This is a genomic window from Enterobacter sp. I4, from assembly GCF_022669095.1.
Lineage (GTDB): Bacteria > Pseudomonadota > Gammaproteobacteria > Enterobacterales > Enterobacteriaceae > Enterobacter > Enterobacter pasteurii.
In genome coordinates, this window is record NZ_JALBUO010000002.1 from 1,405,034 (window position 1) to 1,422,813 (window position 17,780).

A 17,780-nucleotide genomic window follows, 5' to 3' on the forward strand; every position below is an offset into this window, starting at 1 on the left:
GCCTTTCCCCTCATGGGGAGCGATTATTCCACGATGAACAGCGGCTTGCCAGTCATCTCTTTAGGGATTTCCATACCCATCAGCGACAACATGGTTGGCGCGATGTCGGAAAGCTTGCCGCCTTCCACTGCTTTTACTGATTTATCACCTACATAAATCAGCGGAACAGGCAGGTTGGTATGTGCGGTATGCGCCTGTCCCGTTGCCGGATCGCGCATCTGTTCCGCGTTGCCGTGGTCGGCGGTGATCAGCAGCTGGCCACCTACGGATTCGACCGCTTTCGCAACCTGCTCAACGCAGCGATCCAGCGCTTCAACCGCTTTCACCGCGGCTTCCATCACGCCGGTGTGGCCTACCATATCGCCATTCGGGTAGTTACAAATGATGGTGTCGTATTTACCGCTTTCGATCGCGGCCACCAGTTTTTCGGTCAGCTCCGCGGAGCTCATCTCCGGCTGCAGATCGTACGTCGCAACTTTCGGTGAGTTAATCAGAATGCGGTCTTCGCCTTTGAACGGCTCTTCCACGCCGCCGTTAAAGAAGAAGGTCACGTGTGCATACTTTTCAGTTTCAGAAATACGCAGCTGGGTTTTATCGTTTTTCGCCATCCACTCACCGAAGGTATTTTCCAGCGACGCGGGCGGATAAGCGCAAGGGGCTTTGATATCCGCTGCGTACTCGGTCAGCTGGATGAAATCGATCTTCACCACCTTCTTACGGGCGAAACCGTCGAAATCGGCGTTGACGAAGGCGCGGGTGATTTCACGCGCGCGGTCAGCACGGAAGTTCATGAAGATCAGCGCATCGCCATCTTCCATGGCGGCATCGGCCTGGCCTTCAGCGCGAATAACGGTCGCCTTCACGAACTCGTCGTTTTCATCGCGCGCGTAAGCGGCTTCCAGGCCTTCAACGGCGGTCGCGTACTGGAACTCGCCTTTTGCCAGGGTCAGCAGGTCATAGGCCTGCTCTACGCGATCCCAGCGGTTGTCGCGGTCCATGGCATAGTAACGGCCAATGATGGACGCCACGCGGCCTTTGCCCAGCGCGGCGAATTTGTTTTCAAACGCTTCCAGAGAACCTTTAGCGCTGCGCGGAGGCGTATCACGGCCATCCAGGAACGCGTGCAGATAGATTTTTTCTGCACCGCGCTCGGCGGCCAGCTCTACCATCGCCATGATGTGATCTTCGTGGCTGTGAACGCCGCCCGCAGAGAGCAGGCCCATAATGTGAACGGCTTTACCTGCGGCAACGGCTTTATCAACCGCCCCGGTGAGCGTTGGGTTGGCAAAGAAGGTACGTTCTTTGATTTCAACGTCCAGACGCGTCAGGTCCTGATAAACGATACGGCCCGCGCCAAGGTTAACGTGACCCACTTCAGAGTTACCCATCTGGCGATCTGGCAGACCCACTTCCAGGCCAGACGCATCAATCAGCGTGTGGGGACGTTTTGCCCATAGCGCATCCATAACCGGGGTTTTGGCGTTGAAAATGGCATTATCCTGTTGATCTTCACGGTAGCCATAGCCATCCAGAATCACCAGTACCATAGGTTTTTTAGACACCGACATTGCGACAACCTCATGCTCAAGAGACAAAAATTTTGCGTAATTTTACTACAGCTGAATCGATAAAATAGCCGCAGAAGATCAAAGAAAGCGTGGAGGCAATGCTGTTCTCAGGACATTTTGAGGCTTTTTTTTACGTGGCATGCCGCAGAAAATAGATTAGCTTTATGTCGCTGGCTGTATTTGCCACAACGCACAGGTATACTCCTGTCCTGGTTTTTTTTAATCACTACGTCGGGAGTAGTTACCCCCCATGCAAGAAATTATGCAATTCGTTAGCCGCCATCCGGTCCTGAGCATCGCGTGGATTGGCCTGCTGGTCGCTGTACTGTTCACCACATTTAAGGGACTGACGTCTAAAATTAAGGTGATCACCCGCGGTGAAGCGACTCGTCTGATCAACAAAGAGGACGCCGTTGTGGTTGATCTGCGTCAGCGCGACGATTTCCGTAAGGGCCACATTGCAGGTGCTATCAACCTGCTGCCTGCGGAAATCAAAGCAAACAACATTGGTGAGCTGGAGAAGCATAAAGCCCAGCCGATTATCGTTGTTGACGGCACCGGCATGCAGGCGCAGGAATCTGCCAACGCACTGCATAAAGCAGGTTTTGAAAACGTAACGGTACTGAAAGAAGGCATTTCCGGCTGGAGCGGGGAGAATCTTCCTTTAGTGCGCGGCAAATAAGGAGTTAAGTGATGGCCAATATTGAGATCTACACCAAAGCAACGTGCCCGTTCTGCCACCGGGCGAAAGCGCTGCTGACCAGCAAAGGCGTAACGTTCAAGGAACTGCCGATCGATGGTGACGCGATTAAACGCGAAGAGATGATCCAACGCAGTGGCCGCACGACGGTTCCACAGATTTTTATTGATGCGCAGCACATTGGCGGCTGTGATGACTTGTATGCGCTCGACGCGCGTGGTGGACTCGATCCGCTGCTGCGCTAAGAGACTTTAGGACAATTAAAAAGGGTTTTTCCATGTCAGAACAAAACAACACCGAAATGACTTTCCAGATCCAGCGCATCTACACTAAGGATGTCTCTTTCGAAGCGCCAAATGCGCCGCACGTTTTCCAGAAAGACTGGCAGCCAGAGGTTAAACTTGATCTGGATACCGCATCCACCCAGCTGGCGGATGACGTGTATGAAGTCGTACTGCGTGTAACCGTAACCGCTTCTCTGGGCGAAGAAACTGCATTCCTGTGCGAAGTACAGCAGGGCGGCATCTTCTCCATCGGCGGTATTGAAGGCAACCAGATGGCGCATTGCCTGGGTGCATACTGCCCGAACATCCTGTTCCCGTATGCACGTGAATGCATCACCAGCCTGGTTTCTCGCGGTACGTTCCCACAGCTGAACCTTGCGCCAGTGAACTTTGATGCGCTGTTCATGAACTACCTGCAACAGCAGGCTGGCGAAGGTGCCGAACAACATCAGGATGCCTGATGAGCACTGTTAATGCGTCAATGACTGTGATCGGTGCCGGCTCTTACGGCACCGCTCTTGCCATCACGCTGGCAAGAAATGGTCACGACGTGGTCCTGTGGGGCCACGATCCAAAACATATCGCGACGTTGCAACACGACCGCTGCAACGTCGCGTTTCTCCCGGACGTTCCGTTCCCTGATTCCCTGCATCTGGAAAGCGACCTTGCGACCGCGCTGGCCGCCAGCCGCAATATTCTGATTGTGGTGCCGAGCCATGTGTTTGGCGAAGTGCTGCGTCAGATTAAGCCGCTGATGCGTGCGGATGCGCGCGTAGTGTGGGCGACGAAGGGGCTGGAAGCCGAAACCGGACGTCTGTTGCAGGACGTTGCCCGCGAAGCGCTGGGTACAGAGATCCCCCTGGCGGTGATCTCCGGGCCGACCTTTGCCAAAGAGCTGGCTGCTGGCCTGCCGACAGCGATTTCGCTGGCATCCACCGACCAGGCCTTCTCCGACGATCTCCAGCAGCTGCTGCACTGCGGCAAGAGCTTCCGCGTGTACAGTAACCCCGATTTTATCGGCGTGCAGCTGGGCGGTGCGGTGAAGAACGTCATTGCTATTGGCGCCGGGATGTCCGACGGCATCGGTTTCGGCGCGAATGCGCGTACGGCGCTGATCACCCGCGGGCTGACCGAAATGTCCCGCCTTGGCGAAGCGCTGGGTGCCGATCCGGCCACCTTTATGGGGATGGCGGGCCTGGGCGACCTGGTGCTGACCTGCACCGACAACCAGTCGCGTAACCGCCGCTTTGGCATGATGCTCGGACAGGGCAGCGATGTTAAAAGCGCGCAGGAGAAGATTGGTCAGGTGGTTGAAGGCTATCGCAATACCAAAGAAGTTCGCGAATTGGCGCACCGTTTTGGTGTCGAAATGCCAATAACCGAGGAAATTTATCAGGTATTGTATTGCGGAAAAAATGCGCGCGAGGCAGCATTGACCTTATTAGGTCGTGCGCGCAAGGACGAGCGCAGCAGCAATTAGCCGGGAAATATCGTCACCTGAATGACCCAGCCAGCGCAGAACTGGCTGGTCATTAACTATCGTCTGGAGCAAGCAATGCCGTGTGAAGAACTGGATATCGTCTGGAACAATATTAAAGCCGAAGCGCGAGCATTGGCAGACTGTGAGCCTATGCTGGCCAGTTTCTATCACGCGACGCTACTCAAGCACGAAAATCTCGGCAGCGCCCTGAGCTATATGCTCGCCAATAAGCTGGCTTCCCCTATCATGCCTGCTATCGCCATCCGCGAAGTGGTGGAAGAGGCCTACGCCGCAGATCCGGAGATGATCGCCTCTGCCGCCTGTGATATTCAGGCCGTGCGCACGCGTGATCCGGCCGTCGATAAATATTCCACGCCGCTGCTGTATCTCAAAGGCTTTCACGCCTTACAGGCGTACCGCATCGGTCACTGGTTATGGAAAGAGGGCCGCCGCGCGCTGGCTATCTTCCTTCAAAACCAGGTCTCCGTGACCTTCCAGGTGGATATCCATCCGGCGGCTAAGATTGGTCGCGGGATCATGCTCGATCACGCCACCGGCATTGTCGTCGGGGAAACGGCGGTGATTGAGGATGACGTGTCGATCCTGCAATCCGTTACGCTGGGCGGTACCGGTAAAACCAGCGGCGATCGCCATCCGAAAATTCGTGAAGGGGTGATGATTGGCGCAGGCGCTAAAATCCTGGGCAATATCGAAGTCGGACGCGGAGCGAAGATTGGCGCGGGGTCGGTTGTGCTACAGCCGGTACCGCCGCATACCACTGCCGCTGGCGTTCCGGCGCGCATCGTCGGTAAGCCAGACAGCGATAAACCGTCGATGGATATGGATCAGCACTTCAACGGGATCCACCACACCTTCGAATACGGCGATGGAATTTAAGCGCCGGCAATCCTGAAAAAAAGCCCGGTGAGTGAATGCACCGGGCTTTGGATTAGTTGCGGTATAACACTTTGATAATGTGATATCCGAACTGCGTGTGCAGCGGGCCGGTTGGCTCCAGCACCGGGCAGGAGAAGACCACTTTATCAAATGCCGGAACCATCTGGCCCTGGCGGAACTCGCCTAAATCACCACCGCGTTTGCCTGACGGGCAAATAGAGTGCTTCTTCGCCAGCTTGCCGAAGTCGGCGCCGTTTTTGATCTGCTCCAGAAGATCCTGTGCCAGTTTCTCTTCTTTAACAAGGATATGCAGTGCTGCTGCTGTTTTTGCCATGATCGTGCCTTGAGTCGACTAGTTTACGATCGGTATACTACCACGCGTTTTTCCTCCTCTCCCTACTTTCATTGAGCGATCGTTTATGCGTTTAAACCCCGGACAACAACAAGCTGTCGAATTCGTCACCGGACCATGCCTGGTGCTGGCGGGGGCGGGATCCGGTAAAACACGCGTGATCACCAACAAAATCGCCCATCTGATTCGCGGCTGCGGATACCAGGCGCGCCATATCGCGGCGGTCACCTTTACCAACAAAGCGGCGCGCGAAATGAAAGAGCGCGTGGGCCAGACGCTGGGCCGTAAAGAGGCGCGCGGGCTGATGATCTCCACCTTCCACACGCTGGGTCTGGATATCATCAAGCGTGAATACGCGGCGCTGGGGATGAAGTCCAACTTTTCGTTATTCGATGACACTGACCAGGTGGCGCTGCTTAAAGAGCTGACGGAAGGGCTGATTGAGGACGACAAGGTTCTGCTGCAACAGCTGATCTCGACGATCTCCAACTGGAAAAACGATCTGATGACGCCAGCCCAGGCGGCGGCGAGCGCCAAAGGCGAGCGCGATCGCATTTTCGCCCACTGCTACGGGCTGTACGACGCGCATATGAAAGCGTGTAACGTGCTGGATTTCGACGATCTGATCCTGCTGCCGACGCTGCTGCTCCAGCGTAACGAAGAGGTGCGCGAGCGCTGGCAGAACAAAATCCGCTACCTGCTGGTGGATGAATATCAGGATACCAACACCAGCCAGTACGAGCTGGTTAAGCTGCTGGTAGGACAGCGGGCTCGCTTTACCGTCGTAGGCGACGACGACCAGTCCATTTACTCCTGGCGCGGCGCGCGTCCGCAAAACCTGGTGCTGCTGAGCAAAGACTTTCCGGCGTTGCAGGTGATTAAACTGGAGCAGAACTACCGTTCCTCCGGACGCATTCTGAAGGCGGCGAACATCCTGATTGCCAATAACCCGCACGTGTTTGAGAAGCGTCTGTTTTCCGAGCTGGGCTACGGTACCGAACTGAAAGTGCTTAGCGCCAATAACGAAGAGCACGAAGCGGAGCGCGTAACGGGGGAGCTGATTGCCCACCACTTCGTCAACAAAACCGAATACAAGGATTATGCGATCCTCTATCGCGGTAACCACCAGTCCCGCGTCTTTGAAAAGATGCTGATGCAGAACCGCATTCCGTACAAAATTTCCGGCGGCACGTCGTTCTTCTCGCGTCCTGAAATCAAGGATCTGCTGGCCTATCTGCGCGTGCTGACGAATCCGGACGACGACAGCGCCTTTCTGCGTATCGTGAACACGCCGAAGCGCGAGATTGGCCCTGCGACGCTGCAAAAGCTGGGCGAATGGGCGATGACCCGCAACAAGAGCCTGTTTACCGCCAGCTTCGACATGGGGCTGAGCCAGACCCTGACCGGGCGCGGTTATGACTCCTTGACCCGCTTCACCCACTGGCTGGGTGAGGTGCAGCGCCTGGCCGAGCGCGAGCCCGTGGCGGCGGTACGCGATCTGATCCACGGCATTGACTATGAATCCTGGCTGTACGAAACCTCCGCCAGCCCGAAAGCGGCAGAGATGCGTATGAAAAACGTTAACCAGCTCTTCAGCTGGATGACCGAAATGCTGGAGGGTTCTGAGATAGACGAGCCAATGACCCTGACGCAGGTGGTCACCCGCTTCACGCTGCGCGATATGATGGAGCGCGGCGAAACTGAAGAAGAGGCCGATCAGGTTCAGCTGATGACGCTGCATGCGTCGAAAGGGCTGGAGTTCCCGTATGTCTATCTGGTGGGTATGGAAGAGGGGTTACTGCCGCACCAGAGCAGCATCGATGAAGATAACGTCGACGAAGAGCGCCGTCTGGCCTACGTGGGGATCACCCGTGCGCAGAAAGAGCTGACGTTCACGCTGTGCAAAGAGCGCCGCCAGTACGGCGAGCTGGTGCGCCCGGAGCCGAGCCGTTTCCTGCTGGAGTTGCCGCAGGACGATCTTATCTGGGAGCAGGAACGCAAAGTCATTACCGCTGAAGAGCGCATGCACAAAGGCCAGGCAAACGTGGCAAACATACGCGCGATGCTGGCAAAAGCCAAAGAGAAAGGATAATTTTTGCAGGCCGGGAAAGCGCACCCGGCACTGTACAGCCGATTACTTCACCTCAAGCGCCCAGTGCACATAGCTTTGCCACTGGAACTCCTGCTCAACCAGTTCTGCGCCAAGCGGGTGATCTTCAAGCCAGTTTTTCGGCAGCGTCAGCGTCAGTTTCTCATCGTCCGCCACCAGCGTAATGTCCGGCAGCAAATCATCGCGACGGCGGCTGGCAAACAGAATGGCCAGGCGCAGCAGGCGGCAAAGATGCTCTGCCACGCGCGGGGGCACAGCGTTCTGCTGATGAAGCGAAGAGAGATCGACGGCGTTGGTCTGGTTCAGCAACAGGGTGGCCAGCAGCTTCTTCTGCGCGGGCGTAAAGCCCGGCAAATCGAGATTGCGCACCAGCCAGGCCGCGTGCAGCGGCGCCTGCTTGTACTCCACGCTCAAACCAATTTCATGTAACGCGCAGGCGCTAAGCAGCAGATCGCGGCTTAAAGGTTCAATATCCCAGCTTTTCTTTACCTGATCGGCAAACAATGAGGCCAGCTGGCTCACCCGCTGCGCCTGGTCGGTATCGACGATAAAGCGGCGCTGAACGTTACGCAGCGTGCGGCTACGGATGTCCTGATCGACAGACTGGTGCAGCATTCCGTAAACCAGACCTTCGCGCAGCGCGCCGCCTGCCAGCGTCATACACTGGATATTCAGCTCGGTGAAAATGGCGATCAGAATGGCGAGCCCGCTTGGGAAAACCAGCGCGCGTTCGAGCGTCAGCCCCTCAATTTCAAGCTCTTCCAGGCGACCACACTGGATGGCGCGCTGTTTCAGCTGCTGGAGCTTGGCAAGCGTGATCCGCTCGTCCATCCCCTGCGCCATCATGATCTCCTGCAACGCCTGTACGGTTCCGGATGCCCCTACGCAGACTTTCCAGCCGTGATAGCGCAGTTCGTCCATGACCGGGCGCAGCACTTCACGTGCAGCGTTTTCCGCTTCATCAAAGTTTTCTTTCGCCAGGTTGCGGTCGGTAAAGTAATGCTCCAGCCAGGTCACGCAGCCCATCGACAGGCTGAAAAGCGACGTAGCCTGTGCGCCCGTGCCGGTCACCAGTTCGGTACTTGCTCCGCCAATATCCACGACCAGACGGCGATCGTCCCCGCCGGTAGTGTGCGCTACACCCTGATAGATCAGGCGCGCTTCTTCTTCACCGCTGATGACCTGCACCGGGCAGCCCAGAATGTCCTGCGCTCTGGCTATGAAATCGCCAGCGTTAACCGCCAGACGAAGGGTTGCCGTGGCAACAACGCGAATTTGACTGAGGGGGATATCCTGCAGACGTTCGGCAAACAGACGCAGGCACTGCCAGCCACGTTCCATGGCTTCAGGAGAGAGGTGGTTATCGCCGCTCAGGCCCGCCGCGAGGCGGACCTTGCGCTTGATGCGCGTCAGCGTTTGTATGCTTCCTGCCACCTCGCGCACAACCAGCATATGAAAGCTATTCGAACCGAGATCGATTGCCGCATAAAGCGAGGTGGAGCTGAGCATATTTTCTTAACCTGAACGACGACGATTACGCGGTGCGCCGCCGGAACGACGCGGGCCATTGCCGGAGCGCGGGCGGGTCAGGCGCTTAGGCGGCGGCAGCTCGCTTAACAGCGCGTCCGGGTTGTATTTGCTCTGCGGAATAGAGTGACCGATATAGGTCTCAATGGCCGGAAGATTCAGCGCATACTCTTCACACGCGAGGCTAATAGAGTGACCGCTTGCGCCCGCACGACCGGTACGACCGATACGGTGTACATAGTCTTCGCAGTCGTCTGGCAGGTCGTAGTTAAAGACGTGCGTCACGGCTGGAATATGCAGGCCACGGGCCGCCACGTCGGTTGCGACCAGAATATCGAGGTCGCCGCGGGTAAATTCTTCGAGAATACGCAGGCGTTTTTTCTGCGCAACGTCGCCGGTCAGCAGGCCTACGCGGTGACCATCTGCCGCCAGGTGGCCCCAGATATCTTCACAGCGGTGCTTGGTGTTAGCAAAGATAATGGCGCGATCCGGCCACTCTTCTTCGATCAGCGTTTGCAGCAGGCGCATTTTCTCTTCATTAGATGGATAGAAGAGCTCTTCTTTAATGCGGTGGCCGGTTTTCTGCTCCGGTTCCACTTCTACATATTCGGCGTTGTTCATCTGCTCGAATGCGAGTTCACGCACGCGGTATGACAGGGTTGCGGAGAACAGCATGTTCAGGCGCTGGTCTGCGGCAGGCATACGGCGGAACAGCCAGCGGATATCTTTGATGAAGCCCAGATCGTACATGCGGTCTGCTTCATCCAACACCACCACCTGGATTGCGCCGAGGTTGATATGGTTCTGTTTGGCGTAGTCGATAAGACGGCCAGTGGTCCCAATCAGGATATCCACGCCGCTTTCCAGCACCTTCAGCTGCTTATCGTAACCGTCCCCGCCATAAGCCAGGCCGAGTTTCAGGCCGGTGGCTTGCGCCAGAGGCTCAGCGTCTGCGTGGATCTGTACCGCCAGTTCTCGCGTCGGGGCCATAATTAGCGCGCGCGGCTGGTTAACTTTGCGGTCTGCAATCGCCGGATGAGAAAGTAAATAATGAAACGTTGACGTTAAAAACGCCATCGTTTTGCCGGTACCGGTTTGCGCCTGCCCTGCAACGTCGCGACCGGCCAGCGTCAGCGGCAGGGCGAGAGCCTGAATGGGCGTGCAGTTATGAAACCCTTTTGTTTCAAGGGCTTCGATCACCTTCGGGTGCAGGGCGAAGTCGGAAAACTTCTGTTCTGTTAAATGTGTTTTGCTCATAGTGTGGTAGAATATCAGCTTACTATTGCTTTACGAAAGCGTATCCGGTGAAATAAAGTCAACCTTTAGTTGGTTAATGCGACATCAACACGTCGTTGGTGGAGATAAAACCAACGTACCAGGCTTATTCCTGTGGAGTTATATATGAGCGATAAAATTATTCACCTGACTGACGACAGTTTTGACACGGACGTACTTAAAGCTGACGGGCTGATCCTCGTTGATTTCTGGGCTGAATGGTGTGGTCCTTGCAAAATGATCGCTCCGATTCTGGATGAAATCGCTGACGAATATCAGGGCAAACTGACCGTTGCCAAGCTGAACATCGACCAGAACCCGGGCACCGCGCCAAAATACGGTATCCGTGGCATTCCGACCCTGCTGCTGTTCAAAAACGGCGACGTGGCGGCGACCAAAGTGGGCGCACTGTCCAAAGGTCAACTGAAAGAGTTCCTGGACGCTAACCTGGCGTAAGGTTTCTCAGCCGAGCGTCCAGATCGCCTAATTAATGGTGAACTCTGGACGCCCGGCTTTAGTCGTGCTAAGTTAGCTATGACTACGTTTTAAACATATCTTGTTGTTTGAATCTTGTTTTACCCGATACTTCCCGTTGTTAACATAAACAGTGCGTGAAGTTACTAGATTCCGGGCTTGTCACTCAATCCGTCTTGTCGTTTCAGTTCTGCGTTCTTTCCCTGTGACCAGACAGCGAACAGACATGAGGTGATGGCCGCTAAACAGGCATGGATGACCCTGCCATACCATTCACAACATTAAGTTCGAGAATCACCCCGAGTTTAAGAACCCACACCATTATGAATCTTACCGAATTAAAGAATACGCCGGTTTCTGAGCTGATCACTCTCGGCGAAAATATGGGACTGGAAAACCAGGCTCGTATGCGCAAGCAGGACATCATTTTCGCCATCCTGAAGCAGCACGCTAAGAGTGGCGAAGATATCTTTGGCGACGGTGTGCTGGAGATATTGCAAGACGGATTTGGTTTCCTCCGCTCTGCAGACAGCTCCTACCTCGCCGGCCCTGACGACATCTACGTATCCCCTAGCCAAATCCGCCGTTTCAACCTCCGCACTGGTGACACCATTTCAGGTAAGATTCGTCCTCCAAAAGAGGGTGAACGCTACTTTGCGCTGTTGAAGGTTAACGAAGTTAACTACGACAAACCGGAAAACTCGCGCAATAAGATCCTGTTCGAGAACTTAACGCCGCTGCACGCGAACTCACGCCTGCGCATGGAGCGTGGTAACGGGTCGACTGAAGACTTAACCGCTCGCGTTCTGGATCTGGCCTCGCCAATCGGTCGTGGTCAGCGTGGTCTGATTGTGGCACCGCCAAAAGCGGGTAAAACCATGCTGCTGCAAAACATCGCGCAGAGCATTGCCTACAACCACCCAGACTGCGTGCTGATGGTGCTGCTGATTGACGAACGTCCTGAAGAAGTGACCGAGATGCAGCGTCTGGTGAAAGGTGAAGTGGTTGCGTCTACCTTCGACGAACCGGCATCTCGCCACGTTCAGGTTGCCGAAATGGTTATCGAGAAGGCAAAACGCCTGGTTGAGCACAAAAAAGACGTGATCATCCTCCTCGACTCCATTACGCGTCTGGCGCGTGCCTACAACACCGTCGTGCCGGCTTCCGGTAAAGTACTGACCGGTGGTGTGGACGCCAACGCCCTGCACCGTCCGAAGCGTTTCTTCGGTGCGGCGCGTAACGTGGAAGAGGGCGGTAGCCTGACCATTATCGCGACGGCGCTGATCGATACGGGCTCCAAAATGGACGAAGTTATCTACGAAGAGTTTAAAGGGACAGGCAACATGGAGCTGCACCTTTCTCGTAAGATCGCAGAAAAACGCGTCTTCCCGGCTATCGACTACAACCGTTCCGGTACCCGTAAAGAAGAGCTGCTTACCACTCAGGAAGAGCTACAGAAAATGTGGATCCTGCGCAAAATCATTCACCCAATGGGTGAGATCGACGCCATGGAATTCCTCATTAACAAACTGGCGATGACCAAAACGAACGACGATTTCTTCGACATGATGAAACGCTCGTAACGCAAATATTCCCAGTAAACGCCACGTTTTTACGTGGCGTTTTTTATTTATGGACTATACGCTATTACCACACACTCCCAATTTTGACCGGTCGGTGCGACAATAAGCAGGTTTGTACAGTCAAAGAAATAATTGATTGAAAAATATACAAAGGGAGTTGTGAGAGGCCGTCTTTAATCCTTCTGAGGCAGAGGCTTCATGGTTATACTTCCGGGACTAACATTTGTTGAGAGCAATCCATTGTGAATCTACTCACTGCAGTAACTGAGCTGATCAGTATTTTTTTATTCACAACCTGTTTTTTGTTCATTGCGCGCAAGGTAGCAAAAAGAATTGGGTTAGTGGACAAACCGAATTTCCGTAAACGCCATCAGGGGCTTATTCCGCTGGTGGGCGGTATTTCGGTGTACGCAGGCATCTGTTTCACATTCGGGATCGCGGATTACTACATTCCTCATGCCGCGCTCTACCTGGCATGTGCAGGCGTGCTGGTGTTAGTCGGCGCCCTTGATGACCGTTTTGATATCAGCGTGAAGTTCCGCGCCACGGTACAGGCGGCCATCGGCATCATTATGATGGTGGTGGGCGGTCTCTATCTCAGAAGCCTGGGCTACGTGTTTGGTCCCTGGGAGCTTGTGCTTGGGCCATTCGGCTTCTTCCTGACGCTGTTTGCCGTCTGGGCCGCCATCAATGCCTTCAACATGGTTGACGGTATAGACGGCCTGCTTGGCGGGTTGTCCTCTGTTTCGTTTGGCGCTATCGGCATCATTTTATGGTTTGACGGCCAGTACAGCCTGTCAATGTGGTGCTTTGCCATGATTGCCGCCATCCTGCCTTACATCTGCCTTAACCTGGGTGTGTTAGGACGTCGCTATAAGGTCTTTATGGGCGATGCGGGCAGTACGCTCATTGGCTTTACGGTTATCTGGGTTCTGCTGGAGACCACTCAGGGTAAAACGCATCCTATTAGCCCGGTAACGGCGCTCTGGATTATTGCAATCCCGCTGATGGACATGGTTGCCATTATGTACCGCCGTCTGCGTAAAGGGATGAGCCCATTCTCCCCCGACCGTCAGCATATTCACCATCTGATTATGCGCGCCGGTTTCACGTCCCGTCAGGCATTTGTGCTCATTACGCTTGCGGCTGCCATTCTGGCTGCTATCGGCGTTGCTGCGGAATACGCACATTTCATTCCTGAATGGGTAATGTTGGTATTATTCTTGCTAGCATTTTTCATGTACGGTTACTGCATCAAGCGTGCATGGAAAGTCGCGCGTTTCATTAAACGTTTAAAACGCAGGATGCGTCGTAACAGTGGCAAAAACACAACATTAACTAAGTAAAACCGGGACTATGATGACTCAACCGTTGGCGGGAGCGAAATCAGTGGTAACTGAGAACGAGCTGGATATTCGTGGTTTGTTTCGAGTGCTTTGGCGAGGCAAGCTGTGGATTGTGGGGATCGCGTTGGGGTTCGCACTGTTGGCGCTAGCCTACACCTTCTTCGCAAAACAGGAGTGGAGCGCCACGGCGATCACGGACCGACCAACGGTAAATATGCTCGGAGGATACTACTCCCAGCAGCAGTTCCTGCGTAATCTTGATATCAAGGCCAATCTGGCGACCCCGGATCAGGCCTCGGTCATGGATGAATCCTACAAAGAGTTCGTGATGCAGCTGGCGTCATGGGATACGCGCCGTGATTTCTGGTCTCAGACGGACTACTACAAGCAGCGCATGGTCGGTAACAGCAAAGCGGATGCCGCGCTGCTGGATGATTTAATCAACAACATTCAGTTTATGCCTGGTGATGCGCTCCGTAATGTCAGCGACAGCGTAAAGCTGATCGCGGAAACGGCGCCGGATGCCAATAATCTTCTGCGTCAGTATGTCGCGTTTGCCAGCCAGCGCGCGGCGAGTCATCTGAATGACGAACTTAAAGGCGCCTGGGCTGCGCGTACTATCCAGATGAAAGCGCAGGTGAAACGTCAGGAAGAGGTTGCAAAAGCTATCTTCGCGCGACGCGTGCACAACATTGAGCAGGCGCTAAAAATTGCGGAACAGCACAATATTTCCCGTAGCGAAACGGATGTTCCCGCTGATGAACTCCCTGACTCAGAAATGTTCCTCCTTGGTCGTCCAATGCTTCAGGCCCGGCTGGAAAATATCCAGGCCGTTGGCCCTGATTTCGATCTTGATTACGACCAAAACCGCGCCATGCTCAACACGCTCAACGTTGGTCCAACGCTGGATCCGCGTTTTCAGACCTATCGTTATTTGAGAACGCCTGAAGAACCTGTAAAACGCGATAGTCCGCGTCGCGCATTCCTGATGATCATGTGGGGGATTGTGGGCGCACTGACTGGCGCTGGCGTGGCGTTAATGCGTCGCCGCACAAACTAAGAACGCCGTCTACGATGAAGGCTGCGGCCTTCATCGTCTAATCGAAGAGAATCGATGTGAAAGTACTAACCGTATTTGGCACCAGGCCGGAGGCCATTAAGATGGCGCCTCTGGTTCATGCGCTGGCCAGAGATCCTGATATTGAAGCAAAAGTCTGCGTGACTGCCCAGCACCGCGAGATGCTCGATCAGGTTTTAACCCTCTTTTCTATCGTCCCGGATTACGATCTAAATATTATGAAACCGGGGCAGGGACTGACGGAAATTACCTGCCGTATCTTGCAAGAGTTAAAGCCTATCCTTGAGTCGTTCAGGCCAGATGTGGTGCTGGTGCACGGCGACACCACCACCACCGTGGCGACCAGCCTGGCCGCGTTCTACCAGCGTATCCCTGTTGGCCATGTTGAAGCGGGTCTGCGTACCGGCAATCTTTATTCCCCGTGGCCGGAAGAGGCCAACCGCACGCTCACCGGCCACCTGGCGATGTACCATTTTGCGCCAACCGAAAACTCACGTCAGAACCTGCTGCGAGAAAACATCAGCGACAGCAAAATCTTTGTTACCGGCAATACGGTTATTGACGCGCTGATTTGGGTGCGTGACCGCGTGCTGGCTAACAGCGAGCTTCAGGCAGAACTTGCTGCACGCTATCCGTTCCTGAACAACGGCAAGAAAACGATTCTGGTGACGGGGCACCGCCGCGAAAGCTTTGGTCGTGGCTTTGAGCACATCTGCCATGCGCTGGCTGAAATCGCCGCGCAGAACGACGACGTGCAGATTGTCTATCCGGTGCACCTTAACCCTAACGTCAGTGAACCAGTCAACCGTATCCTGAGCCACGTGGAGAACGTGCTCCTGATTGAGCCGCAGGACTATATGCCGTTTGTCTGGCTGATGAACCACGCCTGGCTGATCCTGACCGATTCCGGCGGTATACAGGAAGAAGCGCCTTCCCTCGGCAAACCGGTGCTGGTGATGCGTGAAACCACCGAACGTCCGGAAGCGGTGACTGCCGGTACGGTACGTCTGGTGGGAACGGATCCGCGTCGTATCGTCGAAGAGGTCACGCGCTTACTGCATGACGAAGAAGAGTATCAGGCGATGAGCCGGGCCCATAACCCGTACGGTGATGGCCAGGCTTGTGGTCGTATTTTGCACGCACTTAAACACAATCGGGTAACGCTATGAGTTTTACTACCATCTCTGTCGTTGGTCTTGGCTATATCGGGCTGCCTACCGCCGCGGCCTTTGCCTCTCGTCAAAAGCAGGTTGTCGGCGTTGATATCAATGCGCGCGCGGTGGAAACTATCAACCGTGGCGAAATTCATATCGTGGAGCCCGATCTCGATCGCGTGGTGAAAAAGGCGGTGGAAGGTGGCTTCCTGCGTGCCAGCACTACGCCGGTGGAAGCCGATGCGTACCTGATTGCTGTTCCCACCCCGTTTAAAGGCGATCATGAGCCAGACATGGCTTACGTCGAGGCGGCAGCAAAATCAATTGCGCCCGTGCTCAGGAAAGGCGCGCTGGTAATCCTTGAGTCCACTTCGCCTGTTGGGGCAACCGAGCAAATGGCGCAGTGGCTGGCCGAGGCGCGTCCCGACCTCAGCTTCCCGCAGCAGGCGGGAGAAGAGGCCGACATCAATATCGCCTACTGCCCTGAGCGCGTGCTGCCGGGCCAGGTGATGGTGGAACTGATTAAAAATGACCGCGTGATTGGCGGCATGACGCCAGTCTGCTCCGCGCGCGCCAGCGAGCTGTATAAGATCTTCCTTGAAGGCGAATGCGTGGTGACCAACTCCCGCACCGCCGAAATGTGCAAACTGACGGAAAACAGCTTCCGCGACGTCAACATCGCGTTTGCAAACGAGCTGTCGCTGATTTGCGCCGATCGGGGGATTAACGTCTGGGAACTGATCAGCCTTGCTAACCGCCATCCGCGCGTGAATATTCTTCAGCCGGGGCCGGGCGTGGGCGGGCACTGTATTGCGGTCGACCCGTGGTTTATCGTAGCGCAAAACCCGGAACAGGCGCGCCTGATCCGTACCGCGCGCGAAGTGAACGACTACAAACCTCAGTGGGTGCTTAATCAGGTTAAAGCCACGGTTGCCGATTGCCTGGCCGAGAGCGGCAAGCGCGCGAGCGAGCTGAAAATTGCCTGCTTTGGCCTGGCATTCAAACCGAATATTGACGATCTGCGCGAAAGCCCGGCGATGGCCATTGCCGAAACGATCGCCCACTGGCACAGCGGTGAAACGCTGGTGGTTGAGCCGAATATTCATGAGCTGCCGGCAAAACTTGCGGGTCACTGTACCCTTACCGCACTGGATGACGCGCTGGCGACGGCGGATGTGCTGGTACTGCTGGTGGATCACAACGCGTTTAAAGCCGTTTCCGGTGATGCCGTACGCCAGAAGTATATTGTTGATACTAAAGGCGTGTGGCGTTGAGTACGCTCAACGGCGTGCTGGAATCGCTTGAGTGGGAAAGCGCATTTTTTTCCCGCCCCTCGGCGATAGTACGTTTGCGCGAGAATGCCCCTGCCTTGCAGGACGCAGACTTCAGCGCCTGGCAGCGCGTACAGGCGAAGATCCCGGCGGACCGCGCCGATCTGCTGGACGCGCTCCAGCAGCACGGATTCCGGCTGGTTGAAGGTGAGGTCGATCTCTCCATTAACGTGACCCTTCACGGCACCCCGGGCGCGGAAGTGGCATCAGAGCAGGATATTCCAGCGCTGCGCCAGATGGCGGCACAGGCCTTCGCTCAGAGCCGTTTTCGTGCGCCCTGGTATGCACCTGATGACAGCGGCCGTTTTTATGCCCAGTGGATTGAGAATGCGGTTAAAGGCACATTTGACCACGTTTGTCTGGTGTTCCGCGCTGCGGAGGGGCAGATTCAGGGCTTTGTTTCGCTTCGCAAGCTCAACGAGCGCGAAGCGCGCATCGGTTTGTTAGCCGGTCGCGGCATGGGCGCGAAACTCATGCAGGCGGCGCTGCACTGGGCGCATCAACAACAGGTTTCGACGCTGCGGGTAGCGACCCAGATGGGCAACACCGCTGCGCTTAAACGTTATATCGCGAGTGGTGCCAGCATCGACGCCACCGCCTACTGGTTATACAGGTGACAAA

The 17,780-nt window shown here is 55.3% G+C and carries 17 protein-coding genes; 13 read left to right on the plus strand and 4 right to left on the minus strand.

What is annotated here, in order from left to right; translation table 11 throughout:
- Positions 1–23: 23 nt before the first annotated feature.
- Entirely contained in the window at positions 24–1,568 is a 1,545-nt protein-coding gene (gene gpmM, locus MOQ06_RS19055) for a 2,3-bisphosphoglycerate-independent phosphoglycerate mutase (RefSeq protein ID WP_193355357.1), read from the minus strand.
- Positions 1,569–1,818: 250 nt separating this feature from the next.
- On the opposite strand from gpmM, the gene MOQ06_RS19060 reads away from it, so the two are divergent.
- The 5 genes from MOQ06_RS19060 (at position 1,819) to cysE (ending at position 4,929) form a co-directional block, all read left to right on the plus strand.
- Complete coding sequence (locus MOQ06_RS19060; RefSeq protein ID WP_003860840.1) at positions 1,819–2,250, plus strand: rhodanese-like domain-containing protein; 432 nt, start codon at positions 1,819–1,821, stop codon at positions 2,248–2,250.
- 11 nt (positions 2,251–2,261) lie between these two features.
- Positions 2,262–2,513 carry a glutaredoxin 3 gene (grxC, locus tag MOQ06_RS19065; protein ID WP_148421654.1) on the plus strand — a complete coding sequence of 84 codons (252 nt, stop codon included), beginning with the start codon at positions 2,262–2,264 and terminating at the stop codon, positions 2,511–2,513.
- Positions 2,514–2,545: 32 nt separating this feature from the next.
- Entirely contained in the window at positions 2,546–3,013 is a 468-nt protein-coding gene (gene secB, locus MOQ06_RS19070) for a protein-export chaperone SecB (RefSeq protein WP_003860835.1), read from the plus strand.
- Complete coding sequence (gene gpsA / locus MOQ06_RS19075) at positions 3,013–4,032, plus strand: NAD(P)H-dependent glycerol-3-phosphate dehydrogenase (RefSeq protein ID WP_148421653.1); 1,020 nt, start codon at positions 3,013–3,015, stop codon at positions 4,030–4,032. Before secB ends, gpsA begins: the two co-directional genes overlap by 1 nt.
- 75 nt (positions 4,033–4,107) lie before the next feature.
- Complete coding sequence (gene cysE, locus MOQ06_RS19080; protein WP_012908151.1) at positions 4,108–4,929, plus strand: serine O-acetyltransferase; 822 nt, start codon at positions 4,108–4,110, stop codon at positions 4,927–4,929.
- A gap of 52 nt (positions 4,930–4,981) precedes the next feature.
- On the opposite strand, the gene ppiC is transcribed toward cysE, so the two are convergent.
- A complete protein-coding gene (gene ppiC, locus MOQ06_RS19085) occupies positions 4,982–5,263 on the minus strand; it encodes a peptidylprolyl isomerase PpiC (RefSeq protein ID WP_006812396.1) in 282 nt (93 codons plus the stop codon).
- A gap of 85 nt (positions 5,264–5,348) precedes the next feature.
- Here ppiC and rep point away from each other — a divergent pair, with 85 nt between their 5' ends.
- On the plus strand, positions 5,349–7,373 hold the full coding sequence (gene rep / locus MOQ06_RS19090; protein ID WP_193355356.1) for a DNA helicase Rep: 2,025 nt from the start codon (positions 5,349–5,351) through the stop codon (positions 7,371–7,373).
- A gap of 42 nt (positions 7,374–7,415) precedes the next feature.
- Here rep and gppA read toward each other — a convergent pair whose 3' ends face one another.
- Positions 7,416–8,900: a guanosine-5'-triphosphate,3'-diphosphate diphosphatase gene (gene gppA / locus MOQ06_RS19095; protein WP_242174420.1), complete on the minus strand. Its 1,485-nt coding sequence runs from the start codon at positions 8,898–8,900 to the stop codon at positions 7,416–7,418.
- A gap of 6 nt (positions 8,901–8,906) precedes the next feature.
- Entirely contained in the window at positions 8,907–10,175 is a 1,269-nt protein-coding gene (rhlB, locus tag MOQ06_RS19100; protein WP_148421650.1) for an ATP-dependent RNA helicase RhlB, read from the minus strand.
- Between the two features lie 144 nt (positions 10,176–10,319).
- Between rhlB and trxA the strand changes: the two genes are divergently transcribed.
- The 7 genes from trxA (at position 10,320) to rffC (ending at position 17,776) form a co-directional block, all read left to right on the plus strand.
- Positions 10,320–10,649 carry a thioredoxin TrxA gene (gene trxA / locus MOQ06_RS19105; RefSeq protein WP_006812392.1) on the plus strand — a complete coding sequence of 110 codons (330 nt, stop codon included), beginning with the start codon at positions 10,320–10,322 and terminating at the stop codon, positions 10,647–10,649.
- 341 nt (positions 10,650–10,990) lie between these two features.
- Positions 10,991–12,250, plus strand: coding sequence for a transcription termination factor Rho (gene rho, locus MOQ06_RS19110; RefSeq protein ID WP_001054528.1), 1,260 nt, complete (start codon positions 10,991–10,993; stop codon positions 12,248–12,250).
- Positions 12,251–12,492: 242 nt separating this feature from the next.
- Positions 12,493–13,596 carry a UDP-N-acetylglucosamine--undecaprenyl-phosphate N-acetylglucosaminephosphotransferase gene (gene wecA, locus MOQ06_RS19115; RefSeq protein ID WP_001050933.1) on the plus strand — a complete coding sequence of 368 codons (1,104 nt, stop codon included), beginning with the start codon at positions 12,493–12,495 and terminating at the stop codon, positions 13,594–13,596.
- Between the two features lie 13 nt (positions 13,597–13,609).
- Entirely contained in the window at positions 13,610–14,656 is a 1,047-nt protein-coding gene (gene wzzE / locus MOQ06_RS19120; protein WP_148421649.1) for an ECA polysaccharide chain length modulation protein, read from the plus strand.
- Positions 14,657–14,712: 56 nt separating this feature from the next.
- Positions 14,713–15,843 (plus strand): UDP-N-acetylglucosamine 2-epimerase (non-hydrolyzing), encoded by a 1,131-nt coding sequence (gene wecB / locus MOQ06_RS19125; RefSeq protein ID WP_242174421.1) that lies wholly within the window; start codon positions 14,713–14,715, stop codon positions 15,841–15,843.
- Positions 15,840–17,102, plus strand: coding sequence for a UDP-N-acetyl-D-mannosamine dehydrogenase (gene wecC, locus MOQ06_RS19130; RefSeq protein ID WP_242174422.1), 1,263 nt, complete (start codon positions 15,840–15,842; stop codon positions 17,100–17,102). Before wecB ends, wecC begins: the two co-directional genes overlap by 4 nt.
- On the plus strand, positions 17,099–17,776 hold the full coding sequence (rffC, locus tag MOQ06_RS19135; RefSeq protein ID WP_242174423.1) for a dTDP-4-amino-4,6-dideoxy-D-galactose acyltransferase: 678 nt from the start codon (positions 17,099–17,101) through the stop codon (positions 17,774–17,776). The genes wecC and rffC overlap by 4 nt, the downstream gene beginning before the upstream one ends.
- Positions 17,777–17,780: the final 4 nt, after the last annotated feature.